Below are 15125 nucleotides of genomic sequence, written 5' to 3' on the forward strand. Positions count from 1 at the left end.
AATAACAGGCATAGATATGATTTTACGAAAAACCAAACTAGCATCTGCAATTAAACTACCAGTATTAAATAGCGCCCTGATGGCAATAGCACTGGCCGGTATGAGTTCAAATGCACTTAGCCACGGCTATGTAGAGGCCGCTGATGGTGGTGTTGCATCCGCTCGTGGGACCTTGTGTAAATATGCTCTCGATACAGGAGAGATGAATGTTAACTGCGGTGCTGTTCAATGGGAACCGCAAAGCATTGAAGGGAATGAAGGTTTTCCTGAAAGTGGTCCTGCTGATGGGCAGATAGCCAGTGCAGGAGATAGCTCTTGGTCAGAATTAAATGAGCAATCCTCAGATCGCTGGGTTAAGAATTATATTAGCTCCGGTTGGCAAACTTTTAAATGGCGCTTTACGGCCAATCATGTAACCCGGGACTGGAAATATTACATTACCAAAGAAGGTTGGAATCCAAATGCGGTTTTGACCCGCGACCAATTTGATCTGGATCCATTCTGTGAGGTTGATGGCAACTATGAGCAGCCTGCGGTAAATACGACACACGAGTGTCAGGTGCCGGAGCGTGAAGGCTACCATGTAATTCTTGCTGTGTGGGATGTAGGTGATACGGTTAATGCCTTCTATAACGTTATCGATGTCGAGTTTGATGGTGATAATGTTGTCAATACTGACTGGAGTGTTGGGGGCACTATTAACCCAACTCAAGACCTGAATGTGGGCGATAAAGTTTACACTCGTGTATTTGATAGCTCCGGTGAGAACTCCTCATACTCTACTGTTCTGGAAATTGCCTCAGATGAACAGGGTATCGCTGAAAACTGGTCTCACGATCTGGCTGAGCTGATTAACCAGGAACAGAGCAGCATCCGCGCCGGTGATTATGATGGTAGCAGCAGCTTTGAGCCTCTATATGGCATCAACAGTATCTACTTGTTAGAAGGTAGCAGTTTAGAAAATGTTGAAATTGGATATGAGCTTATTCAAGACCAGGATGATGACTCTACCGATGACGACAATAATTCCGGTGATGATAGTTCGGATAATAGTGGAGACAATGGCGATTCTGGAAATTCCGGCAATTCCAGCTGTGAAGCGTTTGTGCAGCAGTATGGCGGTGATCCAGGTTACTCGATTGGCGACGTAGTTATCTATGACAATGTTGCTTATGAATCTACACATGAGCCAAACTGGTGGTCGCCGAGTGCCGCGCCGCAATTCTGGAATGAAACTACCTGTGATGGCTCCGATAGTGGTTCAGACGATAGCTCTGATAACGGTTCCGATGATAGCTCTGATAGCAATAGTGGAGACGATAGCTCTGCAGTTTCCTGCCCTGAGTTCCAGCAGCCTTACGCGGGTGATAACGGTTACCAGGTTGGAGATAGAGTGACCTTCGGCGGCCAAGTTTATGTCTCAACCTATGGACCAAATTGGTGGTCTCCATCTGCTGCTCCGCAGTTTTGGGAAGAGAGCTCCTGTCAGTAACTAGCAAATTCAATCACTTACCTTTCGGTAGGTGATTGAACTGGGTTCAATCTAAGAGCATGGTATCCTGAAGTCGGAAAGATTTATTAACCTATCTGGTGTATTACTTCTTGTGATACACCAATCTCGCTCTCTCCTGTTAGATGAACAGGTATATTTCTCCACTCCTAATCAGCTCTCTGCTCCTGGGTTGAGATAATCAAGCGTTGTTAGTGGATGGCTCCACGAACAATGATCAATCTCCATTTCTGCACTATGTCCGCTTTATTGGGTCAAAATTGGCTCAACAGTTAGCTTGCACGCCTGATGTTTTATCTCCATATCGGTATTTGCGATCGAATAATACCGTCTAGCTATGGAGCTATAAATAAGTAATAGCAATTGCTTTTTTAGGCTTGGTTATTTAAATGCTGGATTATATCGTCCGTCATTCCAAGTAAAATTTAGTTGGGTAGATAGAGTATTTCAGGGGCAATAGTTGCTGAAACTGGAAAATAAACTATTTGCCTAGTCTAAGTGTTGATCTAAAAATCTAACTGTCTACATAGAAAATTGTTAATCCCTTAAGCGGTGTTTACATTGGGTCATAGTGAATGTGCAATGTATTTTATTATTTTACTGCCTTAATAGCGTGAGACTGGAGGGTGCTTCTATAGGTTCTGTATGTGTGTGATCTCAAGAGTATATTTCTCATAGCACTGTCTGTGGATTGTCATCTGCTGGCAATTTAATTGTTTCGGATGCTCAGGGCCTTGCGTATGACGACTTTGTTTTTGTTGTGCTGACTATGATTTTCGCGTTTAGATGTTAATTGTAGTTACGTATTTATTAATATTTTTTAGTATTGGGTTTTTGGTTGGGAATTGGTTGTTTAAGTTTTTCTTGCGGTGGGAAATTCCACTGGTTTGAATTTAATGGGTGTGTAAATTTATGAAAATAATTGTCAGGAACCGTGTTGATAAACCGTGGTCTATAGATTTGTAATAATTATTATATTCGAGGTTTGCCTCGCCAGGTAATACTAACCTGTTTCAAATGGGGAAATTAGACAAGGTTGAATAACAGGTAAAGAGATGAATTTACAAAAATCCAAACTAGCATCGGTAGTCAATCAATCCGTTTTTATGTGCTTGCTTAAGGCTGGAGTATTGTTCGAGGTTAGATCAAAGACTTTTAGTGGTAGTGATGAAGAGGCTGCCGATGGGTAAGTTGTCGGTGCGGGAAACAGCGTCTGATCGCTAATTTTAAAATTATATTCGCTCTGGTTGAAAAACCTTTATCTAGCACTTTTATGCAGGTCCATTGTCCGCAGTTTGTTGAGAAATTTGTCTCCCTTAGTAGCAAGGAATGGGAGAGCGAGCCGTATTCAGCTTGGCTCAGCACCTAAAAAATAACAACCTGATAAGAGAACCATTTTGATGTTTGGCCTTCTCTTTATTATCGGCGCCATGTCTATAGGGATGTATGAAATTAATCGATATGAAGCGGTAGGGATCAACATAGGGGGCAGGTTTGTAGTTTGCAAGTAGAGACTTGCGAGAAATATTACTCGGCATGATTTCTACAGCCTGATGCGATTTACGAAAGCATACTTACGGCCACTGATAGATGTACTGATTCAGCGCGCCCTTTAATATCTAAGGACGTAATACAATGAACCATATTTTTTTAAAAACATCAGCCTGCTTTTTAGCAGCCGGCTTATTACTGGCAACGGATGTTGTACAGGCTCAGAAGACGAAGGGTAAGCAGCCCAAGGGACAAACCAGTGCTTATCTAGGAGAAACCAGCCGATCAACTCTTTCCAAAGGTGTACTTGATCGGCTTGAGCGGACATCGGGGAAGTCTGGTGAGCTTAATAGACCTAGAGATCGTGTTGTATTTTGGTTTAACACGATGCTCGACTCATCGGCTATCGATCATACTCCCGACCCTGATACCGGTGAAGTGGATTTCTACCAGGGGGGGCCTACCCGGTCCAGTCGCGCATTCGCCATCGTACAAACTGCTGTGTTTGACGCTCTGAACGCCTTTGACGGTAAATACCAACCTTATAATGATCTCGGTGTGCTCGACACCAGAGATGCATCCAAAGGTGCAGCTATCGCTTACGCCGCTTACGAAACCTTGCGCGCACTCTACCCCGATCAGGCAGAGCGATTGCAGGAATTACTGCAATCCGACCTCGACCAGTCAAGAGATAGTGCCGAAAGGATTGCCAAGGGCCAAGTGATTGGCGAAGCCGCCGCTGCGGCAATGCTCGCGGTGCGAAGCAACGATAAGGCCGACCACTTGGAGCCCGCTTATGGTGAGGGCGGCGCTGTCGCGGATGGGGATGACACCTATCACTCTACATCGGTCAACACGGGTGCTACGGTACCGGGAGAATGGCAGCCTGATCCCGTGGATCCAGTTGGCCACGATTCCGTGGCTCTCGGAGCCTATTGGGGTAGTGTGACACCTTTTTCACTAAGTTCAGGTGATCAATTCCGCAGTCCGATTCCGCCTACAATTACGTCTGAGGAATATGCCGAAGCCTATGAGGAAGTGGCGGCCCTCGGCGGGTCCCCAGCCAATACTATTACCCCATCGACATCCACAGCAGAGACACGATTTATCGGGAATTACTGGGGATATGATGGTGTACCGTTATTGGGCATTCCCCCGAGACTATATAACCTTATCGCCCTGCAGGCAGCACTGGATAACAAAGTCGACAATGAGCTGGATCTGGCCCGGTATTTTGCTTTGATCAATGTGGGGCTGGCGGATTCTGGTATCGCTGCGTGGGACAGTAAATACTATTACAATTACTGGAGACCTGTTACCGGTATTCGCATCGATGACGACAACCCATCGACCTTGCAGGATGAGCAATGGTTGCCGGTAGGGGTGTCAGTCATCAATACCACCATTGCGATTAGGCCAACACCGCCGTTCCCCTCCTACCCATCGGGTCATGCTACCTTCGGTGCTTCCACCTTCGAGATTATGCGCAGTATGTTTGGAGACCAGCCCTTTACTTTTGTATCGGAAGAATACAATGGGGAAGGCTTCGACCCTTTCACGCCGGATACACCGAGGCCTTTGGTACCTGTCCGTTTTGAATCCTATACCGCCGCTCAACAGGAAAATGGCCTAAGCCGCATTTATAACGGAGTGCACTGGGACTTTGACAATATTGCAGGCCAAGTCATGGGCGAGCAGATCGCGCAGAATTTAATGAACAACGTCGAAGCATTTAGCCTGATTAGTAGATCAAGGGCTCGCAGGTAAACTATTTTTACGCTATGAGCTAAATTCTCGCTCTCCATCAGGTGCCGCTCCGTAAGGGGCGGCCACACCAAAGGTAACTCACCGTATGAATAGCAAACGATATATTGCAGTGGCAGTGTTCGGAATAATCGCTTTTGGGTTTTTAGCTACGCACACACTCAAAGAGCCAGTCGAAAACGAGAAGGTCTGGGTAGGTGAACAGGAGTCGGCACCGGATGTTGAAAGCGTTATCCACCCCGCAAAAACACCCGCTTCAGTGGCACTGGCTAGCAATGACATTAAGGCTGCATTCGAGCGGGATACAGTTATCAAGTTGAACAGTATTGTTCGTCGTTCCCTGACTAATATTCGTAAGTACGATGCTGAGATAAAGGCCGTCCGAGCAGAGAGTCTTGCGGCGACTCAAGACGGGGTGGATGAGCAGCAAGTGGCATCTGCGAAGGCGAGTCTCGCCAAGCTGCATGAGTGGGATCTGGAAGCATCCAGGGCTCTCAAGGATATGAACGCAGCCGTTGAGGAGCTTGAGGCAAGTGGAGAGTACTATAACGCAGCAATTTTAGCGGGCATGGTACGCTTCGTGGAGACTGTGTCCACTGAAATAGGAGACGAGCACACCAAGCTGACAAGATTGGTGGGGAAGGGGACCGTAGCGGCAAAATTGTGACATACCACTAAGAACGCATCGGCTTCAAAACTATCGAGATTGTACCGAGCAGGAAGGTAATGATATATCGATTGACTTTGGTTTGTGGGAGTCTGCAAACACTAAAATAATGGGAAATTCCGCTTGAGCTGCTTTTGTGTAGCCTTATCCTGATTACTTTATCACTTCACTTTTTTACAACCGATTATCATAGGGGTCATTCCATTAGCTAACTAATTGGTATCTGAACTCTGTGACGTAGCTGTCAGCTAGGCTAGTTGCGGCGATTTAGATAGAATTTTTTTGTTACCTGGGGAGAGTTATTTTTCCGCTGGCAATCATCTCTTCAATCTTTTTACTGAGATGCTCGAATGTAAATGGTTTCTGGATGCAATCTAGCACCCCATCAGAAATTACTTCCTGAACTTTACTATCCACGCTGTAACCGGTGGAGAGAATAGCCTTCACTTCGGGGTTAATCCGTTTTAGAAAAGCGAACAATTCTTGCCCATCCATGCCGGGCATAATCATGTCCAGCAGGACCAAATCTACTTCATCACTATATTTTCGATAGTAAGTTATTGCTTGCTCTGCTGTCGCAAAGGTAACGACGCTATGGCCGTTCATTTCGAACAGGGCTTTAGAGTAGGTGCGGACAATTGCCTCATCGTCGACAACCATAATGCGCAATTTGCGCTCGCGAGCTAGTTTCTTGGCCTGGTAAGTTCTCTTTTTGATTGGGGGCTTGGAAATTGGCAGGTATAGCTTAAAGCTGCTGCCAATTCCCTCACGGCTCTGACACTGTATAGCGCCCTTATGTAAATGAATGGTGCCGTGCACTGCGGCAAGGCCCAGTCCAGCACCACGTCCACTTTCCTTGGTAGTGAAAAATGGTTCAAAAATACGGCGTCGCACTTCGTCAGACATGCCAGTGCCATTATCGGTAATCGTTATTAATAGGTACTGGCCTGGCTGGATCTCAAAATCGGCGATAGAAGCCGATTTTTCTATGGTGATATTAGCTGTGACAAAGCTCAGGGAGCCACCAGAGGGCATAGCATCCTTGGCATTGATTCCGATATTTAGCAAAGCGCTCTTGAGTTGAGCAGGGTCGCCCACAATATGTGGACGATTTGCATCTAATTGCTGATCAATCTCGATTCTTCGATCAATAGTGCGGGTTAGCATTGCACAAACATCGCGAATGATTTCGTGGGTATTGCAGCTCTTAAGTTGATAATTTCCCTTGCGGGCAAAAGTGAGTAGCTGTTTGGTCAGCTCTGCGGCATGGCGGGCAGTAGTCAGTATATGGTTGGTATACTCGTTGATTCTGGCATCGGTGGAAATTTGTCGAATAACTTCAGCATAGCCATTGATTCCATGAATCATATTGTTGAAGTCGTGGGCAATACCGCCGGCAAGCTCACCGATAGCTTGCATTTTTTGAGCTTGCCGAAGCTCTTCCTCCAGCAACCGCTGCTTAGTAATATCCGAACCAATACTGAGAATTCCCGCGGGATCTCCCTTCTCATCTGAGATAATTTTATTGGTCCAGGCGATCCATACTCGCTTCCCGCACTTTGTAATGTTTTCATTAATATTGTAACGGTGTTCCTCTGGGAACTGGCAAATACGGTCTATCAATTGCCGCAGGTCACGGCCGCTCGTTTCGCTGGCGGGAACAATCGTGCCAATTAAGTGCCTGCCAATAATCTCGGCTTCGGTATAGCCAAATAATTGTTGAGCGTACTCGTTAAAGGATGTGATACGGCCGTGTTGATCGCATCGCATTATGATCGAGTTTGCATGCTCCACCAGCTCCCGGTAGCGCTCCTCACTTTTACGTAAGGCCTCATAGACCTGGGTTGAGTCTCTACCCGAGGTGGTAGCTGTAGATGGTGAAAGGGGAAAAATGGGCATATTACTTTCCTTGATCACCTATTTCCCCTCCTGAGTGCGGCTGCCTGTTTTTCCGCCAGAAATTCCACCATGAAGACGTACAAAAGTATATAGCTGGGGCGGCGTATTTTGACCGTGTAGACATTCTTTGCTGACTGGCTGTTATTTTTAGTTCGTATTGTTATCAAGTGTGCTTTGGGGGTACTGGGGGAACTCCCAGGCTCAGTTATGGCCCCTTGGATTGGGAGATGCATATCTCTAAACAGTCGTTTGTGACAATTTGGATAGTGGCGCTGTCAGCACAAACTGGTAGCATTCACCGCCATATTCAAAACGATTGGATGAATGACTATGCAGCTGCAACCCCGATTTCTCGGGCGCAGTATCGCGGCTCTGTTAAGTGCCTCGCTACTGCTGTCCGCATGCGGTGAGAAGCGTGTTGACAGTGAGCCGAGATCTCTCGACTTCGCTCGTGTGGACGCCTTCCCTTCCACTTATTCTGTAACCCAGTCCCGCCCTGTGTTGATTCAGGGAGCTACCCTGCTAACCGGTACAGGGGAGCAGCAAGAAAATGCGGACCTGTTGTTTGAAAATGGCAAGATCAAGGAGATCGGTAAGGGGTTACTGGCCCCTGAAGGTGCCTTGATTGTCGATGGCAAAGGTAAGTGGGTCACTCCTGGCATTATCGATGTGCATTCTCATCTGGGTGATTATCCAGCTCCGGGGATTGAATCTGCCCAGGATGGCAATGAGATGACCTCGCCAAACACTGCCCAGGTTTGGTCGGAGCACTCTGTCTGGACCCAAGACCCCCAGTTTCCCTTAGCTCTTGCCGGAGGTGTAACAACCCTGCAAATCCTGCCGGGTTCGGCCAACTTGTTTGGCGGCCGCAGTGTCACCCTGAAAAATGTACCCGGCCGCAGTGTTCAGGATATGAAATTCCCCGGTGCTCCCTACGGCTTGAAAATGGCCTGTGGTGAAAACCCCAAGCGGGTTTACGGTGGTAAAGGTAGCTCTCCCTCAACTCGAATGGGTAACGTCGCCGGTTATCGCGATGCTTGGATTAAGGCGAGTGCCTACAAGCAGGAGTGGGAGGATTACGTTGAGAACGGAGGGGATGAGCCCAAGCGCGACCTGCAGATGGAAACTCTGGCGGGCGTACTCAATGGAGATATTCTCGTTCATAACCATTGCTACCGCGGTGAGGAAATGGCGGTAATGATGGACGTTGCCAAGGAGTTTGATTTCAAAATTTCCACTTTCCACCACGCAGTGGAAGCTTACAAGGTTGCTGACCTGCTGGCTGAAAACAATGTTTGTGCGGCAATGTGGGCTGATTGGTGGGGCTTTAAGCATGAGGCCTACGATATGACCGAGGCCAATATCGCCATTGTGGATCAAGCCAAAGCCTGCGCAATGATTCACTCGGACTCCGGTGTTGGCGTACAGCATTTGCACGAGGAGACCGCGAAGGCAATGACTGCAGGACAGCGTGCGGGCTTCGATATTCAGCCAAAGGATGCAGTGGTTTGGATGACCTTGAACCCCGCCAAGGCTCTGGGTATTGCCGATCAAACTGGCAGCCTTGAGAGCGGCAAGATGGCGGATATCGTTGTTTGGTCCGGCAGTCCCTTCAGTGTTTACACCCATGTGGATCAAGTTTTCATCGATGGGGAATTGATGTTCGATCGCGCGGACAAGAAACGCCAGCCACGCACCGATTTCGAGTTGGGTATTCTCGATGCAGAGGGAGAGCGACTGTGAGAAAAGTAGCTGTTTATTGTGCGCTGGCCCTGGGGTTGATGTCAGCCGCTGGCCAGGCAGAGACCATCCTGATCAAGGGTGGCAAGGTACACACCTTGGCGGGACAGGGCAGCCTGGAGTCCGCAGATATTCTGGTTGTGGATGGTAAGGTCCAGCAGGTAGCCCCCTCACTGGAGGTGAATGCAGATCAGGTAATTGATGCGCGCAACAAGGTGGTGACGCCCGGTGTGATAGCGCCCATTTCTGAACTGGGGTTGGTCGAGATCAGTGCGGCCAGCGCCACCAATGATCACCAGGTGACCGGTGACAGTATCGGTAGTGCCTTCAATCCGGTACCTGCTTACAACCCTAAGTCCACCCTGATCCCATTCAACCGGGCGGGTGGAGTCACCAGTGCCGTTGTTTCACCGGGAATCAGCACTTGGGACAGCGGTGCTATCGATGCTCAGCGGATATTTGCAGGGCGCAGTTTTGCCATCAAGTTGAATGGTGAATTTGATAGCGTCGAAGCAAAGAATGTTGCGCAAAAAGCTTATCTGGGAGAGTCCGGTGGCGAGCTGGCCGGTGGTAGCCGTGCCAACGCTTATGCCAAGGTGGAGAGTGCTCTGCGTGAAGCTCAGGAGTATCGTGATAATCGTGCAGCGATCCACCGTGGAGAATGGCGAGAGCTGGATTACGATCTGGCAGATCTGCAAGCTCTGCAGCCGGTGATCGATGGTAAGGAGCCTTTGATGGTAACTGCCAACCGGGCCAGTGATATCCTCGCAGTATTAGAACTGGGTGAAACCTTTAAGGTGAAGCTCATTATAATCGGTGCAGCTGAGGGCTGGATGGTTGCCGATAAACTGGCGCAAGCACAAGTGCCTGTTGTGATCGATGCAATCAACAATATTCCAGCATCATTCTCAAGTTTGGGCGCACGCCTGGATAATGCTGCACTTCTGGCCAAGGCTGGGGTGACGGTAGCTATCAGTGGCCCAGATATGGTGGCTAGCCACAACGTTTACCTCTCGCGCCAATCGGCGGGCAACGCTGTAGCCCATGGTATGCCTTATGAGGAAGCGCTAAAGGCAATCAGTAGCAATGTTGCTGAGATTTTTAATCTTGAGGGCGGTACGTTGGAGAAGGGCGCGGTTGCGGATATTGTGATCTGGAGCGATGATCCCCTGGAAGTTACCAGCTACGCTGAGCAGATCCTGATTGAGGGTGAGAATCAATCCCTGGTGAATCGCTCAACGCGCCTCAGAGATCGACACCTCAAGCCCGCAAAGGGCCATGAATTTGGTTACAAGCACTAGTATGCAAAGAGCGGGCTTCTAGCCCGCTTTTCTTTTTCCGCCTATTGATCTGAAAGGTCCATTGGCTTGTACAGGATTTGTGTGGCGGAATACTTGCTTTCGGGGATATATTCCCTGGCCAGATTGATAAGAACAAGGAAAAAACATGGCGAATATCACAGCACTCTACACCGGCCTCTGTGCGCTTCTGATTATTTACTTGGCATTCAGGGTAGTCGAGTTTCGTCGCACAAAGAAAGTGGGAATTGGAACCGGAGATGATCGTTTCAATGAGATTAGGGTGCGAGTTCACGCTAATGCGATTGAGTACACTCCGATAGCGTTGCTTCTGTTGCTGGCTGCAGAGTTGGGCGGTTTGCCTGCACTGTGGTTACACCTCTTCGGGGCGCTCTTTTTTATCTCACGGGTATTTCATGCCTATGGACTGACCAAGGGCAAAGGCGGGCTGCACTTTGGGCGCTTCTGGGGAACTTTAATCAGCTGGGTCGTTATCGTTGTGTTAGCGGTCATTAACATTGTTAATGCCATAATTAATCTTTGAAGTTTATTGGTGAGGCTCAGTATGAGCCCCACGCAAAAAAGCCCGGTAGAACCGGGCAGAGTACAGGGATGAATCTATAAGCGTTTACTGATTGGCGGCGAGCGGAGTTACGCGATCATCTTCGCTCTCCTGCACCATGTTTTCGTCTTCTTCGAGTAGTACTTCAGGCTTCCCTTTACAGGCTTTAGCCAGGGCATCGCGGCGTTTGGCCAACAGCAGGCCGATCTCTTCGCCCACTTGCTCATCAATGCTGTCGATGTGGCGCTCAATCAGCGACGTGATATTAGCTGCGAGCTCCAGCATCTTATCGTGTTCTTCAGCGTCTTTTTTGTTGTCGAACATTGCTCCGTCTCTATCGCATTTCCAAACAGCTACTACGGCCATCGTGTGCCTCCCAATCGTCTATTAGACTGTCCACTTAGTTTGTATGCCGCTACCCTAACTGTATAAATATTCAGTGTCAACGATGGGGTGAAGAAAGGGCCCTATGCGGTCAAAAGACCAGCAGGTGCGATGATTGGTCCGCCATTAAGCGTGAACCCTGTCATAATGTGCAAACAGCCAGACGCATTCCCCCCGGGGCGACTGGTTGTCTTCACATCATTTAACAGGCCCGCTTGCGGGCCTGTTTTTTATTGGGATGTGGTGAAACTGAGATAGTGAAGGTTTCTGCAGGCCTGTGGCTTTAGATGCTAAGGATCAGCCGGGCTGCCAGTCCTATCAGTAAGATCCCGAAAACCTGTTGGATACGATGGCCAATATGTTTGCTGACCAGCTGGCGTTTACGGCTGGCGTGAACCGCCAGGGCAACGATGCAGTACCAAACTGCATCCACTCCTGAAACCAGCGCCGCCATGCCCAGCTTGGTGCTCAGGGCTTGCTGTTCTGACACAAACTGGCTGAATAGGGCGGTGAAAAATACGGCGATCTTGGGGTTGAAGAAGGCAACACCAAAACCTTGAGCAATAGAGCGCTTCAGGCTTTGGTGTGGAGGTTGTACGGTTGCAGTACTGGTACCCGGTGCGGGTGCACTTAGGGCTTTCCAGCCCAGGTAGACCAGCATTGCTGCACCGGCCCACTGCAGAATGTTAAATAGAAGAGGAGAGCTAGTAATCAGCACCGCCAGGCCAAATGCGGTAAGAATTGCGTATATAGCGACCCCGGCTCCGTGAGCAATAGCACTGGCCAGGCCTTGCTGTAGGCCTGAGGAGGCGCTGCGTAAGACGATAAGAAGACTCGGTCCCGGAGACATAGCGCCGAGGGCACAGATCCCCGCGAGAGATAACCAACTGAGTAAATCCATTATTTAAAGCCGCCCCCTTGAGCCAGCCATTCTTTTTCTGCTTGAGTGGAAGTGCGACCCAAAGCCGCATTGCGGTGAGGGAAGCGCCCAAATCGCTCAATGACCTCTTGATGGGCAAGGGCGTATCGATAATGAGTGTCGAGATAGGGCGAGGCAATTTTGTCTTCTGCGAAGGTTTGCTGCAACTGCCGAAAGTAGTCTACCGAGTGTTGCTGGGTCACGAGGTCTTCGCTGTGCTCTAGCGGCATGCCCAAGAATACCTGCTGGTAGAGCCCAAGATTCGGGGCCTCTCCGCGCTGAATCAATGATATCGCTATTGCCAGTGCCAGGGAGTCTGTAGCGAATGCCTGGCGGGTGCCCCGGTAAATGTTTCTGGATAATTGGTCACAAACCAGTAGCAAGGCGAGTTCGCCTTCCAAAGTTTGCCGCCAACGGTCCAGCTCTCCACGCTGCGCTGACTCGGCAATAGCTCCAAATCTTGCCTTGATGTCGGCGTCCACTTCCGGAGTAGCGGCAAACCATAAACTCTGCTTCTCCGCAGCAATAGAGTTACCACGAATATCAGTGCCGCCAAACCAAAAAACCAGGACATCATCAGGGGTTGTCATATCGAAGTTCTCATTCCGTGTTGTGTTCCGAGTTTATCCGATCGTTCTAGCCCAGTGATGACCATTAGAAGGTGGTTCCAAGTGTTGGCGTAAAAAAAATTATACACCTGCATCCAACTGGGCTCCCCGAATCGTCATAGTGGCGTACAAGGGAAAATCGGGAGATCACAATGTTTACTGCGAGATCAACTAAAAAGGTACAATTTTGCGTCGCGCTATCTCTGGTAGTTGCGGCTCTGCAAGCGGGTCAGGTTAATGCCTCCGAGCTGACGCTTTCCCAGGATGGGATTCACCGAGAGCTCACCCAGAAAATTGATCAGCAAATACTTAAAAAGCTTGGTGAGTGCACTGATAAGAGTGAGGAAGTTAACCGGCTACCTCCAGTGCGTATTGCTGAGGAAAAAGAGCCCCGAGGAGGAATGGCTTACCCCTACTCCAAGGCTCGAATGATGGTGATGTAGGTCACCCCCCCAACGACGGTTTACACCACTGATAACGAAAATGATTAGAGAGTAAGTAATGAGAGCGAGAAATAAACAATCATTCCAGGCAGTCATCTGCTGTTGGGTGGCCATTGCGGCATCCAGCATAAGCATGGGCAGCTGGGCCCAGGAGGAGGACTCATTTGTCCCTGAGCCCCCGCCGCCGCCAGGTGTGGAGGCCTCCGAATCTGAAACCCGCGTCCGTATATTGCGTGAAGATGGTGTTCTCACGATCAAATCCGAAGGCGAGAATGGTGAGAAAAGTGAGGTTCGGGTTGACTTGGGGCAGGACTTTGGCGGCCCCCTAAGCCAGGAAATTATTGAACGGCTGAAAAGCAAGGGCATTCTGGATGTAGACGGCAAGGTTACTGAAGATACCCTGAATAGCGTACCGGACAATGTCAGGATAAGTCTTTCTGGTGACCGTAACTATCGGGGCAGGGACAGGCACTGGGATCACAACTACTCACACCACGATCACGATAACGAAGATCTCGTATCGGGAGTCACCACAGTTGTACCAGTAGTAGCGCTCCTCTGTGTATTTGGAATGCCGGTATTTATTGTCTGGTTGGTAACGCGCAGTAGCTATCGCAAGAAACAACTGGTAATGAGCAATATCAACCAGATGGTTGCTGATGGTCGGGATGTGCCCCCGGAGCTAATAGATCTTTTGGATGAGAGAGAGCCAAATAGCTCCAATGATCGCGGTATCAACCTGATTGCAATAGGCGCTGCGGTATTCCTCTCCCTCTCGGCTCTTGCGGGTATTGGAGTAGGCAGTCTCGGCTTGATCCCTCTGTTTATCGGTGTGGCTCGCTATGTGAACTGGAAGCTCGATAATAAGCAGGTGTAGGAAAGGCGAGTATGGACCTCAATGACGAGGAATTAATCAGGCGGGCCGTCAAAGACGGGGACCAGCGGGCATACGCCCAGCTGGTTCGTCGCTATCAATCTCAGCTGCGATACTCGCTCCGTCAGCTGTGTGATGGCGACCAGGGTCTGGCAGACGATATGGCGCAGGAGGCCTTTATTAAGGCCTATAAGGCGTTGCCGGCGTTCAGGGGGGATGCCCGCTTCAGCACCTGGCTGTACCGTATCGCCTATAATCTCGTCATGAGCCACAAGCGTAAGAATATGCCCGATGTGGATCAAGAGGCAGTGGATAGGGCTCAGGCCGATGAGACTATTGAAGAATCTCGGCAGTTAGGGATGGCTAGGGACCTCACTGCCGCGATGGATACCCTGAGCGGCCCGCAACGGCAAGCAATCCATCTGTGTATGCACAGGGGCTTTTCTCACGAGGAGGCGGCAAGTATTATGAAATTGCCGCTTGGTACGGTAAAATCCCATGTCAACCGTGCTCGGGCCAAGCTGCGTAACTTGCTACAACCCTGGCGTGAGGAGGTGGTAAATGGTTAACTTTGAACAGCGCAACACGAAAGGTAACGCCTTGAGTGAAATGGCATTAGAGGGCAACGACCGGGAGTTTGACGCCTGGCTAAGTGAACAGCTCCAGTTCAATGAGCCCCATTTGGATAACGATGGTTTTTGTGACCGCGTGATGGCCGCGCTCCCTGCGCAGCCTAAACGCTCAAAGCGTCGTTCCAGTTACTCTCAGTACATTGCGGTAGCAGCCGCATTAGGGATCATTGCCTGGCAGTTCCCTTTCAGTGAGGTAGTTGCCGAGATGGCCAAGCAATCCATTAGCTTGTATAGCTTGGTAGGTGTTGGACTTTTATCTTCTTTAGCGGTAATGACCGGTGGCATTTTCGCCGCACGCCGCTAACGAGAGCCTGCCTTTATGGAAGCCCGCGCC

General features: G+C 49.4%; 14 protein-coding genes. 10 read left to right on the forward strand and 4 right to left on the reverse strand.

Features of this window, described 5'->3' with window-relative positions; all coding sequences use genetic code 11:
* The first annotated feature begins 16 nt into the window (after positions 1–16).
* From ACJJII_RS14800 to ACJJII_RS14810, 3 genes are all read left to right on the forward strand, one after another.
* Complete coding sequence (locus tag ACJJII_RS14800) at positions 17–1492, forward strand: lytic polysaccharide monooxygenase (protein WP_444916707.1); 1476 nt, start codon at positions 17–19, stop codon at positions 1490–1492.
* 1653 nt (positions 1493–3145) lie between these two features.
* Positions 3146–4768 (forward strand): vanadium-dependent haloperoxidase, encoded by a 1623-nt coding sequence (locus ACJJII_RS14805; protein ID WP_444916708.1) that lies wholly within the window; start codon positions 3146–3148, stop codon positions 4766–4768.
* A gap of 85 nt (positions 4769–4853) precedes the next feature.
* A complete protein-coding gene (locus ACJJII_RS14810) occupies positions 4854–5432 on the forward strand; it encodes a hypothetical protein (RefSeq protein ID WP_444916709.1) in 579 nt (192 codons plus the stop codon).
* 285 nt (positions 5433–5717) lie between these two features.
* Here the strand turns inward: ACJJII_RS14810 and ACJJII_RS14815 are convergent, their stop codons facing one another.
* Positions 5718–7331: a hybrid sensor histidine kinase/response regulator gene (locus ACJJII_RS14815; protein ID WP_444916710.1), complete on the reverse strand. Its 1614-nt coding sequence runs from the start codon at positions 7329–7331 to the stop codon at positions 5718–5720.
* 330 nt (positions 7332–7661) lie between these two features.
* On the opposite strand from ACJJII_RS14815, the gene ACJJII_RS14820 reads away from it, so the two are divergent.
* The 3 genes from ACJJII_RS14820 to ACJJII_RS14830 all read left to right on the forward strand — a co-directional run bounded on the left by ACJJII_RS14820 (position 7662) and on the right by ACJJII_RS14830 (position 10913).
* Entirely contained in the window at positions 7662–9074 is a 1413-nt protein-coding gene (locus tag ACJJII_RS14820) for an amidohydrolase (protein ID WP_444905736.1), read from the forward strand.
* Complete coding sequence (locus ACJJII_RS14825; protein ID WP_444916711.1) at positions 9071–10372, forward strand: amidohydrolase family protein; 1302 nt, start codon at positions 9071–9073, stop codon at positions 10370–10372. Before ACJJII_RS14820 ends, ACJJII_RS14825 begins: the two co-directional genes overlap by 4 nt.
* A gap of 145 nt (positions 10373–10517) precedes the next feature.
* A complete protein-coding gene (locus ACJJII_RS14830) occupies positions 10518–10913 on the forward strand; it encodes an MAPEG family protein (RefSeq protein WP_444916712.1) in 396 nt (131 codons plus the stop codon).
* Between the two features lie 84 nt (positions 10914–10997).
* Here the strand turns inward: ACJJII_RS14830 and ACJJII_RS14835 are convergent, their stop codons facing one another.
* The 3 genes from ACJJII_RS14835 to ACJJII_RS14845 form a co-directional block, all read right to left on the reverse strand.
* Positions 10998–11297 (reverse strand): YebG family protein, encoded by a 300-nt coding sequence (locus tag ACJJII_RS14835; protein WP_108732704.1) that lies wholly within the window; start codon positions 11295–11297, stop codon positions 10998–11000.
* Between the two features lie 301 nt (positions 11298–11598).
* Positions 11599–12216, reverse strand: a complete 618-nt coding sequence (locus ACJJII_RS14840) for a LysE family translocator (protein WP_444916713.1) — start codon at positions 12214–12216, stop codon at positions 11599–11601.
* On the reverse strand, positions 12216–12824 hold the full coding sequence (locus ACJJII_RS14845) for a DUF924 family protein (protein ID WP_444916714.1): 609 nt from the start codon (positions 12822–12824) through the stop codon (positions 12216–12218). The genes ACJJII_RS14840 and ACJJII_RS14845 overlap by 1 nt, the downstream gene beginning before the upstream one ends.
* 170 nt (positions 12825–12994) lie before the next feature.
* Between ACJJII_RS14845 and ACJJII_RS14850 the strand changes: the two genes are divergently transcribed.
* From ACJJII_RS14850 to ACJJII_RS14865, 4 genes are read left to right on the forward strand one after another with little or no spacing between them, the layout of a single operon-like run.
* Entirely contained in the window at positions 12995–13285 is a 291-nt protein-coding gene (locus tag ACJJII_RS14850; RefSeq protein WP_444916715.1) for a hypothetical protein, read from the forward strand.
* Between the two features lie 58 nt (positions 13286–13343).
* Positions 13344–14162, forward strand: coding sequence for a DUF6249 domain-containing protein (locus ACJJII_RS14855; protein WP_444916716.1), 819 nt, complete (start codon positions 13344–13346; stop codon positions 14160–14162).
* 11 nt (positions 14163–14173) lie between these two features.
* Complete coding sequence (locus ACJJII_RS14860) at positions 14174–14728, forward strand: RNA polymerase sigma factor (RefSeq protein ID WP_444916717.1); 555 nt, start codon at positions 14174–14176, stop codon at positions 14726–14728.
* Positions 14721–15095, forward strand: a complete 375-nt coding sequence (locus ACJJII_RS14865) for a hypothetical protein (RefSeq protein WP_282933382.1) — start codon at positions 14721–14723, stop codon at positions 15093–15095. The genes ACJJII_RS14860 and ACJJII_RS14865 overlap by 8 nt, the downstream gene beginning before the upstream one ends.
* Positions 15096–15125 lie beyond the last annotated feature (30 nt).

The sequence above is a fragment of the Microbulbifer maximicatervae (SeqCode) genome (genome assembly GCF_052467825.1).